We start from the raw sequence: 14,698 nt of genomic DNA, 5'->3' as shown, positions 1-14,698 counted from the left end.
CGCTACCGAACCGAGCTGGAAGCGCGCCTTCTGGCGTCCACAAAAGGCGGCGTGATCTCATATTTGCGCTCGGCGATTAGATTGGAATCTGCAACTGGCCTTCGCGCCAAACTACTGTCGATGGCCTTGGCGCGCCACTCGTCCATGTCGAGGACGTATGTAGACCACATTCCATAGCGCGCCGACATGGCGTAGCGTTGCCATTTCAAATAGTGCGAGTGGACCGGGGAGCCGGTCTCCACCCGCGCCCAGCCGACGCGCAGCATCTCCACGGCAAGGTCGTGCCCGTCGGCGACACACCTGCCTTTGAGGGCACCGTCGCGATCAGGGAACTCGCCTAGGAGACAGACAACTTGTCTGTCGCCGACCATCCGCTTCAGCCAGGCTTTTGCCAAGGCCCCGCACGGAACCGGCTTCAGAACAGCACTTTCGCCGCGCCGCTTGGCATCGAAGGCCCATTGCGGCAATTCGCAACTGTCGATGCCGGCAAGGCGAACTTTTTGAGCCGATCGAGGAAACCACAAGGTGCGGCCGTCGATCACGCTGGCCCGTCCCGCAATCGCCTTTGAAGATCGCCCAGCGGTCAGGGAAGCAGGCTCACCACTTTGCCCGCTCCCAGCCGCTCTGGCGATATCGGCGCCGGGCGAAGGAGAGGGGAGGCAAGAGCAAGCCAGCGCGGTCAGCGCCCAAAGCAAATGCCTCGCGGTCATGGCCGCGACGCTTTTGCGCCGGCAGCCTGACCAAGCAGGATCGCCGGATGCTGGACGTCCTTGAACTGCCACAGCCCGGCGTGTCTGGCGCGCGCCGCCTGCTCGGCGACGGCGTAGCCGGCGTGGTAGGGCAATCCGTCGGCACGCAGGGCCGCGAAGGCAAAGCCGCTTGTGATCATGAGATTGCCGAGATCAAGCCGATCGCCCTCGATCATGACGAAACAGGCAACATGCACGGTGTCGCCGACCCTCAGCACAGGGGCGCATTCAGGCCTGGTGTCGGCGATCAGGGCGCCGAACACCGCGAGCGAAGCCTCGCCACAATCGGCACGGCGGCCGGCGGCATCGGTGTAGAAAGTTCCGCGAAGGCACGCCTGGGTGCCGTATAGACGATACTTGGTGCCGGCTTCGACCCAACTATCGCCAGTCTCGAGCGTCACGCCCGGTCGCAGGTCGAAATATCCGGGCGGCGCGGCGCCTGCCGGGCCTGCGGCGAGCGCACCGGCCAGGAGAATACGAACGGTCCTCATTGCGCTTGCGCCTTCATCCTGGGATCGGCCCACATGCCATAACCGCCGCGACCGATCTTTTCTGCTTCTGCGAGATCCTTGCGCACCGCAGTGCCGTCAGGGTTCCTTGCCACCCGGTGGCTACCAACCGAAACCAGCTGCTCCTCGAACATGTCCACCGTGTCGAGGCTGCCGGGGTAATTGTAGTAGCCGTAGCAGGTCGCATCCTGAAGCGGCGCATTCGCCTCGCTGACGAAGGCCCGGCAGAAGATCACCTTTGGCGATTGCAACAGCGTCTCCAGTCCCTTCCTGGCATAGTCGGCGCAGGTGCCGGAGAAATCCTCGCGGCGGTTGACCAGATCGCCCTCGCAGGGCTCGATGCCATAGAGGCGGAGTACGGTTTTTGAATCGACGCGGAAGTCGATCGGCGAGACGGCCTTGAAGCCGCTCGTCGAAGCGAAGCCCTTGCGCTCGGCAATGCTTCCCTGGCCATCGTAGTATTCGACGACCAGGACCGTCTTTCCCGGCGCGGCGAGTGACCTGATGTAGGCCTGATCGACGGGTTCGGCCGCGATGGCCGGCACCAATGACGCCAGGCAAAGGACGAAGCTGCCGCCGACGCTGGCTCTCATATTTGACACTCCCAAATAGCATCTCGTTTCGATCCAGCTTGCCAATTACGGATCCTTTGCGCAACAAAAAACAATATCGATTTGACATTCTTTTTTCCGTCAGCTACCGATTTATCGAAACTTCGACCCACCGGCGTGGAAACTTGCGATGGTTTCTCCATTGTTCATATTGGCAAACCGGCGGCTGCTCCTGCTGCTGAGTTCGGCCCTCCTGAGTTGGCCGTCGGCATACTCCGCAAGCAGCGCGGCGGAAAACCGCGACCTGCGCCAGCCGCCGCGCAATTCAACGGTCTCGGCGGTCAGCGCGGGAGAGGCCGGCATAATCGACAGCGTTTTCCATAGCCGCTGGGCGGAGAGGGCAGGAGAGTATGTGCTCGATGGCCAAGGCAGACTTCGTCAAACCCAAGCCCCCACGCGCAATGACGTGGATGTGGCGCCGCCGGGGCAGACGGCGAGCGCATCGCGCTCCATCGATCATAGTCAATTTGACTTCGCGTCGGCTAACAACGGACTTCCCGGCGACGCTGAATGCGGGCCATCACCCCTCAATTCGGAAGAGATCGCACGGCTCGTGGCGCAGGCTGCATCCAGGTATGGCGTCGATCGCGATTTCGCACTTGCAGTCGCGATGTCTGAAAGCCGCCTCGACCACAGCCGGAACTCTCCAAAAGGGGCGCGTGGCCCGATGCAATTGATGCCGTCGACGGCAGCCCATTTCGGCGTCAGCGACATCTGTGATCCGGCCGAAAACATCGACGGCGGCGTGCGGCTGCTGCGGGATCTGTTTGCCACCTATCGCAACCCGCTGATCGTTGCCGCCGCCTACAACGCCGGCGAGGCGAGAATCCTTCAATATGACGGCGTGCCACCCTTCCCGGAGACGGTCCGGTTCGTCGCCGACGTCATCAATCGGCAGCTGAAGCTGCCGCCGCTCAGGCGGCAGGCCGGCAGCGGCATAGCAGCTGATCCTGCCGACACCGGCAAGGCGCCTCCTCTCATCGGAGCGAACTCTAAAGGCAAGCCGCGGCAGTGGGTCGGCGGCGTCCTGCAATTTTGACGGAGGAAGACATGAAGCGAGCCCTCTCGAACGCTCGACGGACACGGGCATTTCGAATTGCAGGCACCGCCCTGGTCCTTGGCGTATCGCTGTGCGCCATTGCCGAGCCGGCGTTGGCGCAGACCTCCGGCGCATTTGCACCGCTCGAAACCGCGGTGCAAATGATCGTCGATTTCATAACCGGCCCATTCGGACGGCTGCTCGCCATCATCGCCGTCATCGGGCTTGGCTTTCTGGCCTTCGCCGGACGCCTCTCCTGGTTCACCGCGGGCGCCGTGGTGATCGGCATCGGGCTGGTGTTCGGCGCGCCGGCGATCGTCGACCAGATGATATCGGCTGTCGGCAACTGAGCCATGAGCGATCATTCTGACGACAGGCCGCAACTGACACCGCTGGTCATCGGGCTCACCCGGCCGCCGATGATGTGGGGAGTCCCGCTCAGCGCCTTCTACCTCATCCTCGGCATCACGCTCATCGCGTTCCTGGTGACCAGCAGTTTCTGGGCAGCCGCAATCGCGCCTGTCACCTATCTCGCCCTGTTCGCGCTCTGCAGCCGTGACGTGCGCATCCTCGATCTGGTCCAGACCGCGGGGCGCCGCACACCGCGCACGCCAAACAGGACCTTTTGGCAAACCAATTCCTACGGGCCCTGATCATGCTCAACATTGTCGCCGAAGAACTGGGCTTCGGACGCCAACGGCGCCGCGACAGACCAATGGCCATGCACGTGCCCTACATGCGCCACCTCGCCAACACGGTGATCGGTCTAGAAAGCGGGGCGCTGCTCAGCGTCATCAAGCTCGATGGCTTGTTCTTCCAGACCGAGGACCAGGCCGAACTCAACATGCGGGCCAGCGTGCAGAACACCATGATCCGGGCCCTAGGCTCGAGCAGGTTTTCGCTGTGGTCGACCGTCATTCGCAGGCAAGTCATTCCAGAGATCGGCGGTTCTTTCTCGGATCCGTTCTGCGCTCTCCTCAACACACGCTACATGGCCGAGCTCAAGCAGCGCCGCATGTTCACAAACGAGCTGTACCTCACCATCGTTCGCTCCCGCATGCGTGGTGCGCTGGGCGTAGCCGATAGCCTTTCTGCCGTGTTCAGCCGGACGCGTGACAGGGACAGCCAGAAACAGCAGGTGCTCGAGCGCATCAACGAGTTGGAGGAAATTGTCTCCACTGTCGCACGCGACCTGCAGAAATATGGAGCCCGGCCGCTTGGCATCGTCTACCGCGACGGCCAGCCCTATTCGGAGCCGTGCGGGTTCTTCAACACGCTTCTGACCTGCGGGACGTCTGCCCCCATGCGGCTGCCGCGCATGGCGATCCGCAACTATATCGGCACCTCGCGGCTGCACTTTTCCAAAAGGACGCTACAGGCGCAGGGTCCGACGACGGCTGACCACCGCTTCGGCGCCATGCTCTCGATCAAGGAATACCCGCCTTTTTCAGGACCGGGCATGCTGGACGGGCTGCTGCAGCTCAATCACGAATTCATCCTGACGCAATCTTTCACCATCGCCGACAAGCCGATCGCGCAAGAACGGATCGCAAGATTGCAGCGGCAGATCCAGGCGTCCGACGAAGCCGGCAGCACGGTCGAGACCGACATCGATTCTGCCTTCAACAGCCTCGTCAACCAGGAGGCCGTGTTCGGCTATCATCATTTCAGCCTCCTGTGTCTGGCGCACGACCTTGCCGGCGTCGACAAATCCGTCTCGGAACTCGGCGCCTGCCTCACCGACATGAACATCAACTGGCTGCGCGAAGACCTCAATATGGAGGCCTCATTCTGGGCGCAGCTGCCAGGCAACCACAGCTACATCGCCCGTTCTTCCATGCTGTCGAGCGCGAATTTCGCCGGCTTTTCGTCGATGCACAATTTCGCCACCGGCACGGCCACGGGAAATCACTGGGGCTTGCCGGTCGCGCTGCTTGAGACAACCTCGCAGACACCCTACTGGTTCAACTTCCACCAGCGCGACATCGGCCACTTCCTGGTCACCGGGCCGACCGGATCCGGCAAGACCGTGGTGCTGAGCTTCCTGCTCGCGCAGGCGCTTCGCATCTCGCCAGAGCCGCGTGCGGTCTTCTTCGACAAGGATCGCGGCGCCGAGATCTTCATTCGCGCCGTCGGTGGAACCTATGAAGTGCTGGAGCCCGGCGTCGCCACCGGCTTCAATCCGCTGCAGATGGACAATACGCCGGCCAACCGCGAATTCCTGCTGCGGCTGGTCAAGGCGATGCTGCAACCCGCCGACGGCCGCGGCTTCTCGCAGGAGGAAGAGCATACGCTGGAAGGCGCGATCGCGCGCATTTGCCAGGTGCCGGCGCAGCAGCGCACCTTCGCCAACCTCTCGGCTCTGCTGATGGGGCGATCGCGCTCCGACGCCAACGACCTCCAATCACGCCTCAGGCCATGGTTCGAGGGGGAGAGGGCCTGGTTGTTCAATGCGCCGCGCGATGTCCTGTCCTTCTCCGGCAGCCGCATCTTCGGTTTCGATATGACGCATGTGTTGGACAATGCCGAGGTGCGCACGCCTGCACTGATGTACCTTTACCACCGCCTCGATGAGCTGCTCACCGGCAATCCGGTCCTGATCTTCATGGACGAGGGCTGGAAGCTTCTGCAGGACAAGACCTTCTCCGGCTATATCGTCGACAAGATGAAGACGATCCGCAAGCTGAACGGGATCGTCGGGTTCGGCACGCAGTCGGCGGCCGACATCGCCAAGGCACCACAATCGCACACCCTCATCGAGCAGTCCTCCACCAACCTGCACTTTCCAAATCCGCGCGCCGATGAGGAGAGCTATGTCGGCCGCTTCGGGCTGACGGCCAAGGAGTTCGCCTTTGTCAGGAACACGCCACCGGAGCGGCGGACGTTCCTGATCAAGCACGGCAACGATTCCGTCATTGCCCGACTTGATCTCTCGACCATGCCTGACATCCTCAAAGTGCTGTCGGGCCGCAAGGAAACGATCGAGGCATGCGCAGCCCTGCGGGCGCGACTGGGTGATGATCCGGCACTCTGGCTGGCGGAATTCTGCGGTTGGAGGCAATCGACATGATCCGGCGTCTCCCCCTGCTTTTGCTGCTTCTTGCCTCGCCCTCGGCAGCCGATGTGGTGACCATCGACGGCTCGGTGCTCGAAAGGCGAAAGGACCGCAACGGCAATGTCACGGCAATCGAGAAGGCCGATCGCGATCGCTACAGCGTCGATCAAAGCATCACATGCGCGATGTATCGGCCGGGCCGCAAGGACGATCCGGTTGCCGCCGCCAACGTCAACCCAACCATCGCCGGCCTCGTCCGGCGGGTGGCCCGCGAGGAGGGCGTCGACGAGAACCAGTTTCTGGCCCTGGTCTACCAGGAGAGCAGGTTTAACCCCTGTGCAAGATCGAGCGCTGGCGCCATCGGGCTGGCGCAGCTGATGCCGGGAACGGCGGCGGAGCTTGGCGTTGACGCAAACAGCGTCGAGCAGAATCTGCGTGGCGGCGCGCGTTACTTTAAGCAGCAGCTCGAACGCTTCAACGGAAACGCCTCGCTTGCACTGGCCGCATACAATGCAGGTGCCGGCAGCGTCGAAAAGTACGGCGGCATCCCGCCCTTCAGAGAAACGCAGGGCTATGTCGCGGCGATAACGCAAAAGTGGCTGCCGGCCTTTGGCGGCTCGGACAAGTCGGGCATTCCATTGAACTATGGCGGAACGGGTGCCGCCTTCCAGGGCATGCGTACCGCAACGCTGGACGCCATGGGACTGACCAGTGCGGTCGGCGACGGCTCAAACGATGTGGCGTCCTGGTTTGAGCAATTCGGCTCGGCTGCCACCGGCACGGTTCAAGACAGCTGGGACAAGAATTCAGGCGCCCGCAACGCCAATGTCGAAATGCTCAACCGGCTGATCCAACTGGGCGCCAGTTTCGCAGACCTGGTCAACTCGAGCAACGCGGTGACGCTGAGCGACCTTTCAGGCGCCAGCCGTTCGGGTGGCCGTCCGAAGCCCGACGACCAGCCGCCGACAGGCGGATTTTGCGATGCGCGCGTCGGTCTGGTCTGGAGCCGGCAAGCGCAAGCCTGCGTCCACGAGCTCGAGCAAGAGGTCGAGCTGTTCTTCAACCCGCAACAAGGAGGTCTCCAATGAAACGTGCTCTTGTGCTGGTCGCCGCGACCGTGATGGTCACCTCGGCCAAAGCCGACATTCCGGTGATCGACAGGACGAACTATGCCGTCGCCAAGGACACCGCCGACAAGGCCGCGAGAATCCTGGACACCAACAGGGATATTCTGACCACCGTCGAAAAGACCCTGCAGGCAGTTACCGGCAACCGCGGCAGCGACGTCGGCTCGCTCAAGGACTTGGCGATCGGCAATGGTTTCAGCGTCTCCTCGGTGCCTTCCTTCGACAGCGTGCTTCAAAATGGCGTTCCGGATTTTGGCTCCATGGGTCCGGAGATCGCCAAGGCCGCGACGACCTTCATCAACGGCATGCAACTGGTGAAATCGCTTTCTGGCAAACAGCAAAGTTCTCTGGCGAGCGACAAATCGTACGAGGAGATGGTCAAGACGGTGCTCGGCGTGTCGGCTCTGATCACTGGCTCGCGACAGGCTGTCGCAACGCGGCGTGCCGCGCTTGAGCGAGCCGGGCAGGGGATCGGCCAGGCTCAGGACATCAAAGGCTCGATTGACCAGAACACACAATTGCAGGTGCAGACCGGACTGACCCTGAACGAGATGATCGGCGTCATGAATGGTGCCGTCCAGGCGCTGCAGGCGGAGAACCAGCGCAGGTTAACTGATATTTCAAACACCAAGAAGGCGCTGACCTACGAATGACACGAGGCCGGCACGAACCGATCGCGCTTAGCGTCGTGGCGCTGCTGCTTGCCGGGTGCGCCACGCCCAAGGAAAAATCCGCGCCCTGCAAACGGCCGGCCGCCGTGATGAGCTACGCGGCACAAGCCACCCACCTTGAGTGCGGGCCGATGCGGCCGGTCAACCCCGACAGAGCGGCGGCATGGGCAATGATCGGCGGCGATTTTCCCTCTCGAACGGAATAGGGCTGACGTGGATAATTTCATCGGCGAACTGCTGCAGCGCATCGATGCTTCGGGCGAGAATTTCTCCGAGCGTGCGTTCGAGGTTCTGAGCAGGGACATCGAGCCACTGCTTCGGCTGCTGTTCATGCTGGTCGTGCTCTTCTACGGAGTGCAATTGGTGCTGGGAACGTCGAGGCTCAGCGCTGCCGAGATCGTGGGCCGCGTCGCCCGCGTCATGGTGATCCTCGTTCTGGTCAGCACCTGGTCGCACTTCCAGGCTCTCGTCTATGCCTGGATCACAAAAGTCCCGGAGGCGGCGGGGCGGGCAATACTGGCCGCATCGGGCACAGGGGTGACGGAACCCAGCAACGGCCTCTCGGAGATCTGGCAGACCGCCAATCTGGCAGCGTCCACATTTGCCGAGCAGGCCGGCTATTTCTCCGTGCTGCCGGCCTTGATCGGCATGATCATCATGGCCTTTGCCGGGCTGTTCGTCTCCGTGGCGCTGGGCATCCTGGTCCTGGCCAAGGTGATCCTGTGGGTTCTGCTTGGCACCGCGCCGATCTTCATCGCCTGCATGTTCTTTGATGTGACGCGCAACTACGCGATGGGATGGTTGAACCAGTCGCTGCTCTACGCACTGATCCCGTTGTTCGTCTACGTGATCGCCGCCTTCCTGATCGCGGCGATGGCGCCGGAACTGACCAAGATCAACCAGATCTCGGGCAATCGCGAGCTGAAGCTCAGCGACCTTGCAGCCTTGGTGATGTTGTGCCTGGCCGGCAGTTTCGTTCTCTTGCAGATCCAGTCGCTGGCGCAAGGCATTGTCGGCGGGCTCGCGATGCCGGTTGGTCAGCGTTCGCGAGCCCTTACCGGCCGCGGCGTCCTTTCGGGGCGCGCCGCTGTTGCCGGCTCGGCCACACAGATGCAGGCCGCTATCAATCGTGTGCAGGCCCGATTGCGCAGCCCTCAAACGCCGTCGCGCGAGGCCATGCAGCGCGCCATCACCGCCAATGCACAGACGCGGTAACACCAAAACGCAACAGAATTGTCCTCCAACGCTCCGCAACGTCCAATGGCAGAACCCCTCGACGAAAAGCTGAGATCCTACTTCCAGGACGGTGACGTCTGGGAGCACGAGATCTTCAAGCGCGCCATGCGCTCCAGCCGCATCGCCTGGTTTTTCACGCTGCTATTTGCCTCGATCGCGGCCCTTGCCCTGTTGGCGCTGGTGCTGATGGTGCCGCTGAAGAGCTTCGAGCCCTATGTGGTCGAGGTCGACAGGAACACCGGCTATATCGAGGTCAAGTCGGGATTGACGAGGACCTCTGATCTCACCGGTCAGGAGGCTGTCACCCAGGCCAATGTCGTTCGCTACATCCGCAACCGCGAGGGATATGATCCTTTTGCCATCGACGAATATTTCGGGATCGCGGCGCTTTTGTCGACCGACGAGGCGGCCCGCGACCTGCAGATGCAGTTCAGCGCCGCCAACGCGCAAAATCCGGCGAAGATCTATGGCCGGCTGAAGCGGGTGCTTGTCGATATCAAGTCCGTCACCTTCCCAAACGCCAGTACGGCGATCGTGCGCTTCTCGACCACAGAAAAGAGCGAGACGGAAGCCATTCACAGGCATTGGATCTCGGTGGTGAGATTCCGCTACACCGAGAGCCCGCTCAAGAACGAATGGCGCTTCGAAAATCCGCTCGGCTTCCAGGTCTACAGCTACCGCCGCGACCAGGAAACGGTGACACCGGGCGGTTCCGAATGATGGCACGCGGTCTGGTCGTGGTCGCTTATCTGATCCTCTTCGAGTTCACCGCTGTGGCCTTCGGCGCGCAGACGCCGAAGGCCGGTCGCCTGGACGCGCGCATCACCAGCGTCACCTATCAGGAGAACAACGTCGTCCAAGTGCATGCAAGCTATGGCGTATCGACGATGATCGTCTTCGACGAGGAGGAGAAATTTCAGACCATATCGCTCGGCGACAGCGAAAGTTGGCAGGTCGTTCCTGCTGAGCAGGGCAACATCCTTTTCGTCAAGCCGATCGCCAGGAACGTGACGACGAACATGAACGTCGTGACCAGCAGGCGCATTTACTTTCTGGAGCTGAAGGATAGTGCTCCCGCAGGAGGCCGACAGGTGTTCGGCATTCGTTTCGCTTATCCGGAGAAGGACCGCGACGCGGCGCTGAGGAGCGAAGCTGAGCAGCGCGCGGCCTGGCCCAACATCGCCGCGATCGACAAGGCCAATGTCAACATCGACTATTCATTTTCCGGCGATGCGGGTCTGAAGCCGGCGTTAGTGTTCGATGACGGCACAAAGACTTTCTTCCGTTTCGGCCGGCGTGCCGCGGCGATCTTCGCCGTCAATTCCGATTTCTCGGAGATGCTGAGGAACTTCCGCAAGGAAGGCGAGTACATCGTCGTCGACGGTGTCGCCGCCCAATACACGTTGCGCGACGGCAATCAGTGGCTGTGCATCTTCAATCTTCGAAAGCCCGATTTCGGCGCGCCCGATGCCGACGCGCTGGCGCCAGTGCGAGACGACATGGCAACGGTCCGCAGGAGGAGCGGAAATTGATCCAGCGAAGTCCCGAACTGGAGGCTTTGGCCGGCAATGACGACCCCGCTGTTGCGGACGGGTCCGTACGTCGCAAGCAGCTTGCCGGTGGTGCCGTCCTGATCCTGTTGGGGCTTGTGGCGGGCTATTTTACCTTGGCTGGGCGTCAACCGTTGCAAGGCCACGTGCCAGCCGGTGACGAGGAGTTCTCGACCACCAGTTTTCGGCCGCCTTCGTTCATGCGTGAGCGAGAACAGCCGGCGAAGCCCACCGCGCCCGAAGTGATCGAATTGCCGCCACCGCCACCACCGCCGCCAGTGCCGAGTCCCAATGTCACGCCTTTCGATGTGCCACCGCCCGCAGCGCCTCTATCCGCTCCCGACGCCCCGGCAGCCCCAGGCGATGAGTTTCCCAAACGCTTTCGTTCCAAGATGATCGTCTTCGACGAAAAGGGGGCGACCAGCGACGAGCAAGGCGCCTCGGCCGGCGATGCGCAACCGCGCGCCGTTGCCGGCGAAGACCGTAACAGCAAGTTTCTCGCTGCAGCGGCCAACATCGGCGATCGCTCGGCACGGGCCAGGAAGATCGCCCGGGTCGATGCACTGATTGCGGAAGGCACGCTCCTTCCCGGCATTCTCGAGACCGCGGTTGTCAGCGACCTTCCCGGTCAGATCCGCGCCATCGTCGCCGAGGACGTCTATTCATTCGACGGCCGTCGTGTACTGATCCCGACAGGCACGCGGCTGATAGGTGAATACCAGTCCGAAATCACCCGCGGCCAGAAGCGCATCTTCGTGATCTGGACACGATTGCTTCGCGATGACGGTGTCAGCGTCCGCTTGAACTCGATCGGCGCCGACAGTCTTGGCCGCTCCGGGCTTACCGGCCGGGTCGACACCAAGTTTCGGGAGCGCTTCGGCGCGGCCATCCTGCTTTCGATCGTCGGCGGCGGCGCCAGTTACCTGACCGGCTACGGCAGCCAGACCGCGACAGGCAGCGACGAGGCAAGGCGCGCTGAGGATAACGCACGCTCGACGATTGCTCAGACGGTCTCGGACATGGCCAACCAGGCGCTTGGCGAGAGCCTGAAAATCCCGCCGACGATCAGCGTGCCGCAAGGCGAGCGGATCTTCGTCTTCGTGCGCCAGGACCTCGACTTTTCCGCTGTCTACGACGATCCGGTTTCAGAGGCATTGGAGGAAATTCGTCATGAGCGCGGTTTCGATCGAGCCTGGCAACAATGACCGGCACTATTTCCTTCACCGGTCTCTCGAACCGCTCAGGCCGCTGCTGACAGATCCACAGATTGTCGAGATCTCGATCAACAAACCTGGCCATGTCTATGTCGAGCGCCTTGGTGCCGGTCACATGGAATACCATCACATTCCAAAGCTGACAGCCTCCGAAATCGTCCATATGGGCGAACGGGTCGCGGCCGCCACCAATCAGTTCATTGGTCCCGCAAACCCGATCCTCAGCGCAGCCCTTCCAACTGGGGAGCGCATACAATTCGTGCTGCCGCCGGCAGCGCCCGAGGGGGGCGCGGTTTCGATCCGAAAGCAAGTCGTTGGCGAGTTCACGCTTGAGGATTATCGCGACGCTGGCGCCTTCAATAAGGTATCCGTTGGCATCAGCGGCATGAACGATGCCGATCGCGGCTTGACGGAGCTTTTGCGGAGGGACGACGCCTATGGCTTTGTCCGTAGCGCCATTTTCAGCCGCGTCTCCATGCTAATCAGTGGTGGCACCTCAAGCGGCAAGACCACATTCATGAACGCCTGCCTCAAGGCCGTCCACGAGGGCGAACGCCTGATCACGCTGGAAGATACTCGCGAGCTGTTTCCTCCCCAGCGCAACACCGTGCACCTGCTTTCATCCAAAGGCGACCAAGGCACGGCGAGTGTGACGATCCAGAACCTGCTCGAGGCCTCGTTGCGCATGCGCCCGGACCGGCTGTTCGTGGGCGAAGTGAGAGGAGGTGAGGCGTTCTCGTTCCTGCGTGCGGTCAACACGGGCCATCCAGGCTCGATGTCGACAGTCCACGCCGACACGCCTCGCGGCGCCTATGAGCAGCTCGCCATGATGGTGATGCAATCGGGTCTGTCGGCAGCTTACTCGAAAGCCGACCTTATTTCCTACATTCGCAGCGTCATTCCGATCGTTGTCCAGCTGAGGCGCGAGGGCGGACGTCGTGGCGTGTCGGAGATCTATTTCTCAAGAATGGATCGATCATGACCGGCACGTTCCGCATCGCCTATCTCGTTTTCTGCCTCGCGATTGGTTTTGTCGTCTGGCTGCTCGCCTACGGGGTGGTGCTACAGTTGTTGTATGGCGACGGCCGCATCTTGCAGGTCACCGCGACAACCAATCCGTTCGCAGCGCTCCAGCAGCTTGCCCGTTACCCTCACAACGCCGTGTTGCAGCGGACCAGTCTGGGGGCAGCCGCCGTGTCGGTCCTCATCGCCGGTGCGATCGCCTCTCTCGGTTTGAAGCGTGCTTCCGAACCGCTTGGCAATGCTCGTTTCCAAAATACGACCTCGCTGCGGCATGGCAGATGGTTCCGGCGCCACGGACACATTCTGGGGCGTTACGGGCGCCATGTCCTTCGCGTCCAAGACGAGCGCCATCACCTGGTCATCGGTCCGACGCGCTCGGGCAAGGGGACCTCCTACGTCATCCCGAACGCACTCACTCATCAAGGGTCGATGATCGTTACCGACCTGAAAGGCGAAATCTTCCGCTCAACGGCCGGGTATCGCAAGGCAACCGGAAACCAGGTCTTCCTGTTCGCGCCGGGCAGCGAAAGAACACATCGTTACAATCCGCTCGACTTCATCAGGCCCGACCGGGGCGATCGCACAACGGACATTCTGAACATAGCAAGCATTCTCGTCCCCGAGAGTGCCGATTCCGAGAACGCGATCTGGCAGGCCACCGCGCAGCTGGTGCTGGCTGGGGCTATCAGCTACGTGAACGAGAGCGACTCCTATCGCGGCCGCCGCAATCTTGGCGAGGTGATTTCATTCTTCAACAGCGGCGTCGATCTGCAGGCCCTGATGAGCCTCATCAAAGAAAAGGAGCCGAACCTGTCGCGCTTTACGCTCGAAAGCTTCAACGCCTATATCGCGCTGTCGGAGCGCGCCGCTGCGTCCGCGCTGCTCGACGTGCAGAAGGCCCTGCGTCCCTTTCGCAACGAGCGCGTGGTCGCAGCCACCGAGGTCACCGACATGGATCTTCGTGCGCTGAAGCATCGACCGATCTCGATATACCTGGCGCCCAACATCACCGACGTGGCGATGCTGAAACCGCTGCTATCGCTTTTTGTCCAACAGTCGCTGGACACGCTGCTGCTCACCCAGGACCAGAATTCGCTGCCCATCTACTTCCTGCTGGACGAGTTTCGGCAGCTGAGAAAAGTCTCCGAGATCACCAGCAAACTGCCCTATGTGGCCGGCTACAACATAAAAATGGCCTTCATCATCCAAGACCTCAAAAACTTGGATGAGATCTACGGCGAAACCGCCCGCCATTCGCTTATGGGCAATTGCGGATATCAGCTAGTGCTTGGCGCAAACGACCAGGTCACGGCCGAGAGCGTTTCAAGGGGACTGGGCAAGAAGACAGTGCGTTACAGGACGGAGTCGAGAACGATCGAACTGATGGGGCTGCATCGCCGCACCAAAGTCGAACAGGTGCGCGAACGCGATCTGATGATGCCTCAGGAGGTCAGGCAAATGCCCGCCGACAAGATGGTCATCCTCGTAGAAGGGCAGGCGCCTGTTTTGGCAGACAAGTTGCGCTTTTTTGCGACTTCTCCATTCAAGGCAATGGAGCGGTTCTCGCGATCCAATACCCCCGATGTACCAGCGACGGAGCTGCTGCCGCGGGCTGCGATACCCGCGCTCACAGACGCCTATTCCCAGTCGGGCGCGTCCGAAGATCGCCGCATTGCAGCATTCGGCACAGCTCATCCGCCTACGCCTCCCTCCGGAGCTGCGATAGAGGCGCGCTTTGTTGCTGCAGCTCGAAAACTGAAACAACTGACCACCACGGTATCCGAGAGATCCAGCGGCAAGGCAAAGCGGAATTGGTCCGCGATTTTTGATGAGATCGTGCCTGACGATCCGACCGGGCAGGAAGACGATGCATGCAGTCAGGGCCCGTCAACTTTCGGCACGAGCTAACTTGTT

The 14,698-nt window shown here is 61.6% G+C and carries 16 protein-coding genes; 13 read left to right on the top strand and 3 right to left on the bottom strand.

Features of this window, described 5'->3' with window-relative positions:
- Nucleotides 1-2: 2 nt before the first annotated feature.
- From FJ527_RS22295 to FJ527_RS22285, 3 genes are all read right to left on the bottom strand, one after another.
- Complete coding sequence (locus tag FJ527_RS22295) at nucleotides 3-542, bottom strand: thermonuclease family protein (protein WP_224643157.1); 540 nt, start codon at nucleotides 540-542, stop codon at nucleotides 3-5.
- 164 nt (nucleotides 543-706) lie between these two features.
- A complete protein-coding gene (locus tag FJ527_RS22290; RefSeq protein ID WP_140620385.1) occupies nucleotides 707-1,240 on the bottom strand; it encodes a thermonuclease family protein in 534 nt (177 codons plus the stop codon).
- Entirely contained in the window at nucleotides 1,237-1,851 is a 615-nt protein-coding gene (locus tag FJ527_RS22285) for a hypothetical protein (protein ID WP_140620386.1), read from the bottom strand. The genes FJ527_RS22290 and FJ527_RS22285 overlap by 4 nt, the downstream gene beginning before the upstream one ends.
- A 148-nt stretch (nucleotides 1,852-1,999) precedes the next feature.
- On the opposite strand from FJ527_RS22285, the gene FJ527_RS22280 reads away from it, so the two are divergent.
- Genes FJ527_RS22280 through FJ527_RS22220 form a run of 13 tightly spaced genes read left to right on the top strand, consistent with a single transcriptional unit; the run spans nucleotide 2,000 to nucleotide 14,692 of the window.
- A complete protein-coding gene (locus tag FJ527_RS22280; RefSeq protein WP_140620388.1) occupies nucleotides 2,000-2,908 on the top strand; it encodes a lytic transglycosylase domain-containing protein in 909 nt (302 codons plus the stop codon).
- A gap of 11 nt (nucleotides 2,909-2,919) precedes the next feature.
- A complete protein-coding gene (locus tag FJ527_RS22275) occupies nucleotides 2,920-3,258 on the top strand; it encodes a TrbC/VirB2 family protein (RefSeq protein ID WP_140620390.1) in 339 nt (112 codons plus the stop codon).
- Nucleotides 3,259-3,261: 3 nt separating this feature from the next.
- Complete coding sequence (locus FJ527_RS22270; RefSeq protein WP_140620392.1) at nucleotides 3,262-3,561, top strand: VirB3 family type IV secretion system protein; 300 nt, start codon at nucleotides 3,262-3,264, stop codon at nucleotides 3,559-3,561.
- 2 nt (nucleotides 3,562-3,563) lie between these two features.
- Nucleotides 3,564-5,978 carry a VirB4 family type IV secretion system protein gene (locus tag FJ527_RS22265; protein WP_140620393.1) on the top strand — a complete coding sequence of 805 codons (2,415 nt, stop codon included), beginning with the start codon at nucleotides 3,564-3,566 and terminating at the stop codon, nucleotides 5,976-5,978.
- Entirely contained in the window at nucleotides 5,975-7,051 is a 1,077-nt protein-coding gene (locus tag FJ527_RS22260; RefSeq protein WP_140620395.1) for a lytic transglycosylase domain-containing protein, read from the top strand. The genes FJ527_RS22265 and FJ527_RS22260 overlap by 4 nt, the downstream gene beginning before the upstream one ends.
- On the top strand, nucleotides 7,048-7,743 hold the full coding sequence (locus FJ527_RS22255; RefSeq protein ID WP_140620397.1) for a type IV secretion system protein: 696 nt from the start codon (nucleotides 7,048-7,050) through the stop codon (nucleotides 7,741-7,743). Before FJ527_RS22260 ends, FJ527_RS22255 begins: the two co-directional genes overlap by 4 nt.
- Complete coding sequence (locus tag FJ527_RS22250; RefSeq protein WP_140620399.1) at nucleotides 7,740-7,967, top strand: hypothetical protein; 228 nt, start codon at nucleotides 7,740-7,742, stop codon at nucleotides 7,965-7,967. The genes FJ527_RS22255 and FJ527_RS22250 overlap by 4 nt, the downstream gene beginning before the upstream one ends.
- Nucleotides 7,968-7,974: 7 nt before the next feature.
- Complete coding sequence (locus tag FJ527_RS22245) at nucleotides 7,975-8,976, top strand: type IV secretion system protein (RefSeq protein ID WP_140620401.1); 1,002 nt, start codon at nucleotides 7,975-7,977, stop codon at nucleotides 8,974-8,976.
- Nucleotides 8,977-9,021: 45 nt separating this feature from the next.
- Nucleotides 9,022-9,717: a type IV secretion system protein gene (locus FJ527_RS22240; protein WP_140620403.1), complete on the top strand. Its 696-nt coding sequence runs from the start codon at nucleotides 9,022-9,024 to the stop codon at nucleotides 9,715-9,717.
- Complete coding sequence (locus FJ527_RS22235) at nucleotides 9,717-10,529, top strand: TrbG/VirB9 family P-type conjugative transfer protein (RefSeq protein ID WP_140620530.1); 813 nt, start codon at nucleotides 9,717-9,719, stop codon at nucleotides 10,527-10,529. Before FJ527_RS22240 ends, FJ527_RS22235 begins: the two co-directional genes overlap by 1 nt.
- A complete protein-coding gene (virB10, locus tag FJ527_RS22230; protein ID WP_140620532.1) occupies nucleotides 10,529-11,752 on the top strand; it encodes a type IV secretion system protein VirB10 in 1,224 nt (407 codons plus the stop codon). The genes FJ527_RS22235 and virB10 overlap by 1 nt, the downstream gene beginning before the upstream one ends.
- Nucleotides 11,718-12,743 carry a P-type DNA transfer ATPase VirB11 gene (gene virB11, locus FJ527_RS22225; protein WP_140620405.1) on the top strand — a complete coding sequence of 342 codons (1,026 nt, stop codon included), beginning with the start codon at nucleotides 11,718-11,720 and terminating at the stop codon, nucleotides 12,741-12,743. Before virB10 ends, virB11 begins: the two co-directional genes overlap by 35 nt.
- Nucleotides 12,740-14,692, top strand: coding sequence for a type IV secretory system conjugative DNA transfer family protein (locus tag FJ527_RS22220; protein WP_140620406.1), 1,953 nt, complete (start codon nucleotides 12,740-12,742; stop codon nucleotides 14,690-14,692). The genes virB11 and FJ527_RS22220 overlap by 4 nt, the downstream gene beginning before the upstream one ends.
- Nucleotides 14,693-14,698: the final 6 nt, after the last annotated feature.

The organism is Mesorhizobium sp. B2-4-18 (assembly GCF_006441385.1).
In the GTDB taxonomy this organism is placed as follows: Bacteria; Pseudomonadota; Alphaproteobacteria; order Rhizobiales; family Rhizobiaceae; genus Mesorhizobium; species Mesorhizobium australicum.
Note: the sequence above shows the minus strand (reverse complement) of the source record. Positions and strands in the feature narration are given on the sequence as shown.

Coding starts and splice junctions, on each gene's coding strand:
- FJ527_RS22270 (WP_140620392.1), top strand. CDS start 3,262: ATGAGCGATCATTCTGACGACAGGCCGCAACTGACACCGCTGGTCATC.
- FJ527_RS22250 (WP_140620399.1), top strand. CDS start 7,740: ATGACACGAGGCCGGCACGAACCGATCGCGCTTAGCGTCGTGGCGCTG.
- virB11 (WP_140620405.1), top strand. CDS start 11,718: ATGAGCGCGGTTTCGATCGAGCCTGGCAACAATGACCGGCACTATTTC.
- FJ527_RS22275 (WP_140620390.1), top strand. CDS start 2,920: ATGAAGCGAGCCCTCTCGAACGCTCGACGGACACGGGCATTTCGAATT.
- FJ527_RS22240 (WP_140620403.1), top strand. CDS start 9,022: ATGGCAGAACCCCTCGACGAAAAGCTGAGATCCTACTTCCAGGACGGT.
- FJ527_RS22280 (WP_140620388.1), top strand. CDS start 2,000: ATGGTTTCTCCATTGTTCATATTGGCAAACCGGCGGCTGCTCCTGCTG.
- FJ527_RS22220 (WP_140620406.1), top strand. CDS start 12,740: ATGACCGGCACGTTCCGCATCGCCTATCTCGTTTTCTGCCTCGCGATT.
- FJ527_RS22255 (WP_140620397.1), top strand. CDS start 7,048: ATGAAACGTGCTCTTGTGCTGGTCGCCGCGACCGTGATGGTCACCTCG.
- FJ527_RS22285 (WP_140620386.1), bottom strand. CDS start 1,851: ATGAGAGCCAGCGTCGGCGGCAGCTTCGTCCTTTGCCTGGCGTCATTG.
- FJ527_RS22260 (WP_140620395.1), top strand. CDS start 5,975: ATGATCCGGCGTCTCCCCCTGCTTTTGCTGCTTCTTGCCTCGCCCTCG.
- FJ527_RS22235 (WP_140620530.1), top strand. CDS start 9,717: ATGGCACGCGGTCTGGTCGTGGTCGCTTATCTGATCCTCTTCGAGTTC.
- FJ527_RS22290 (WP_140620385.1), bottom strand. CDS start 1,240: ATGAGGACCGTTCGTATTCTCCTGGCCGGTGCGCTCGCCGCAGGCCCG.
- FJ527_RS22265 (WP_140620393.1), top strand. CDS start 3,564: ATGCTCAACATTGTCGCCGAAGAACTGGGCTTCGGACGCCAACGGCGC.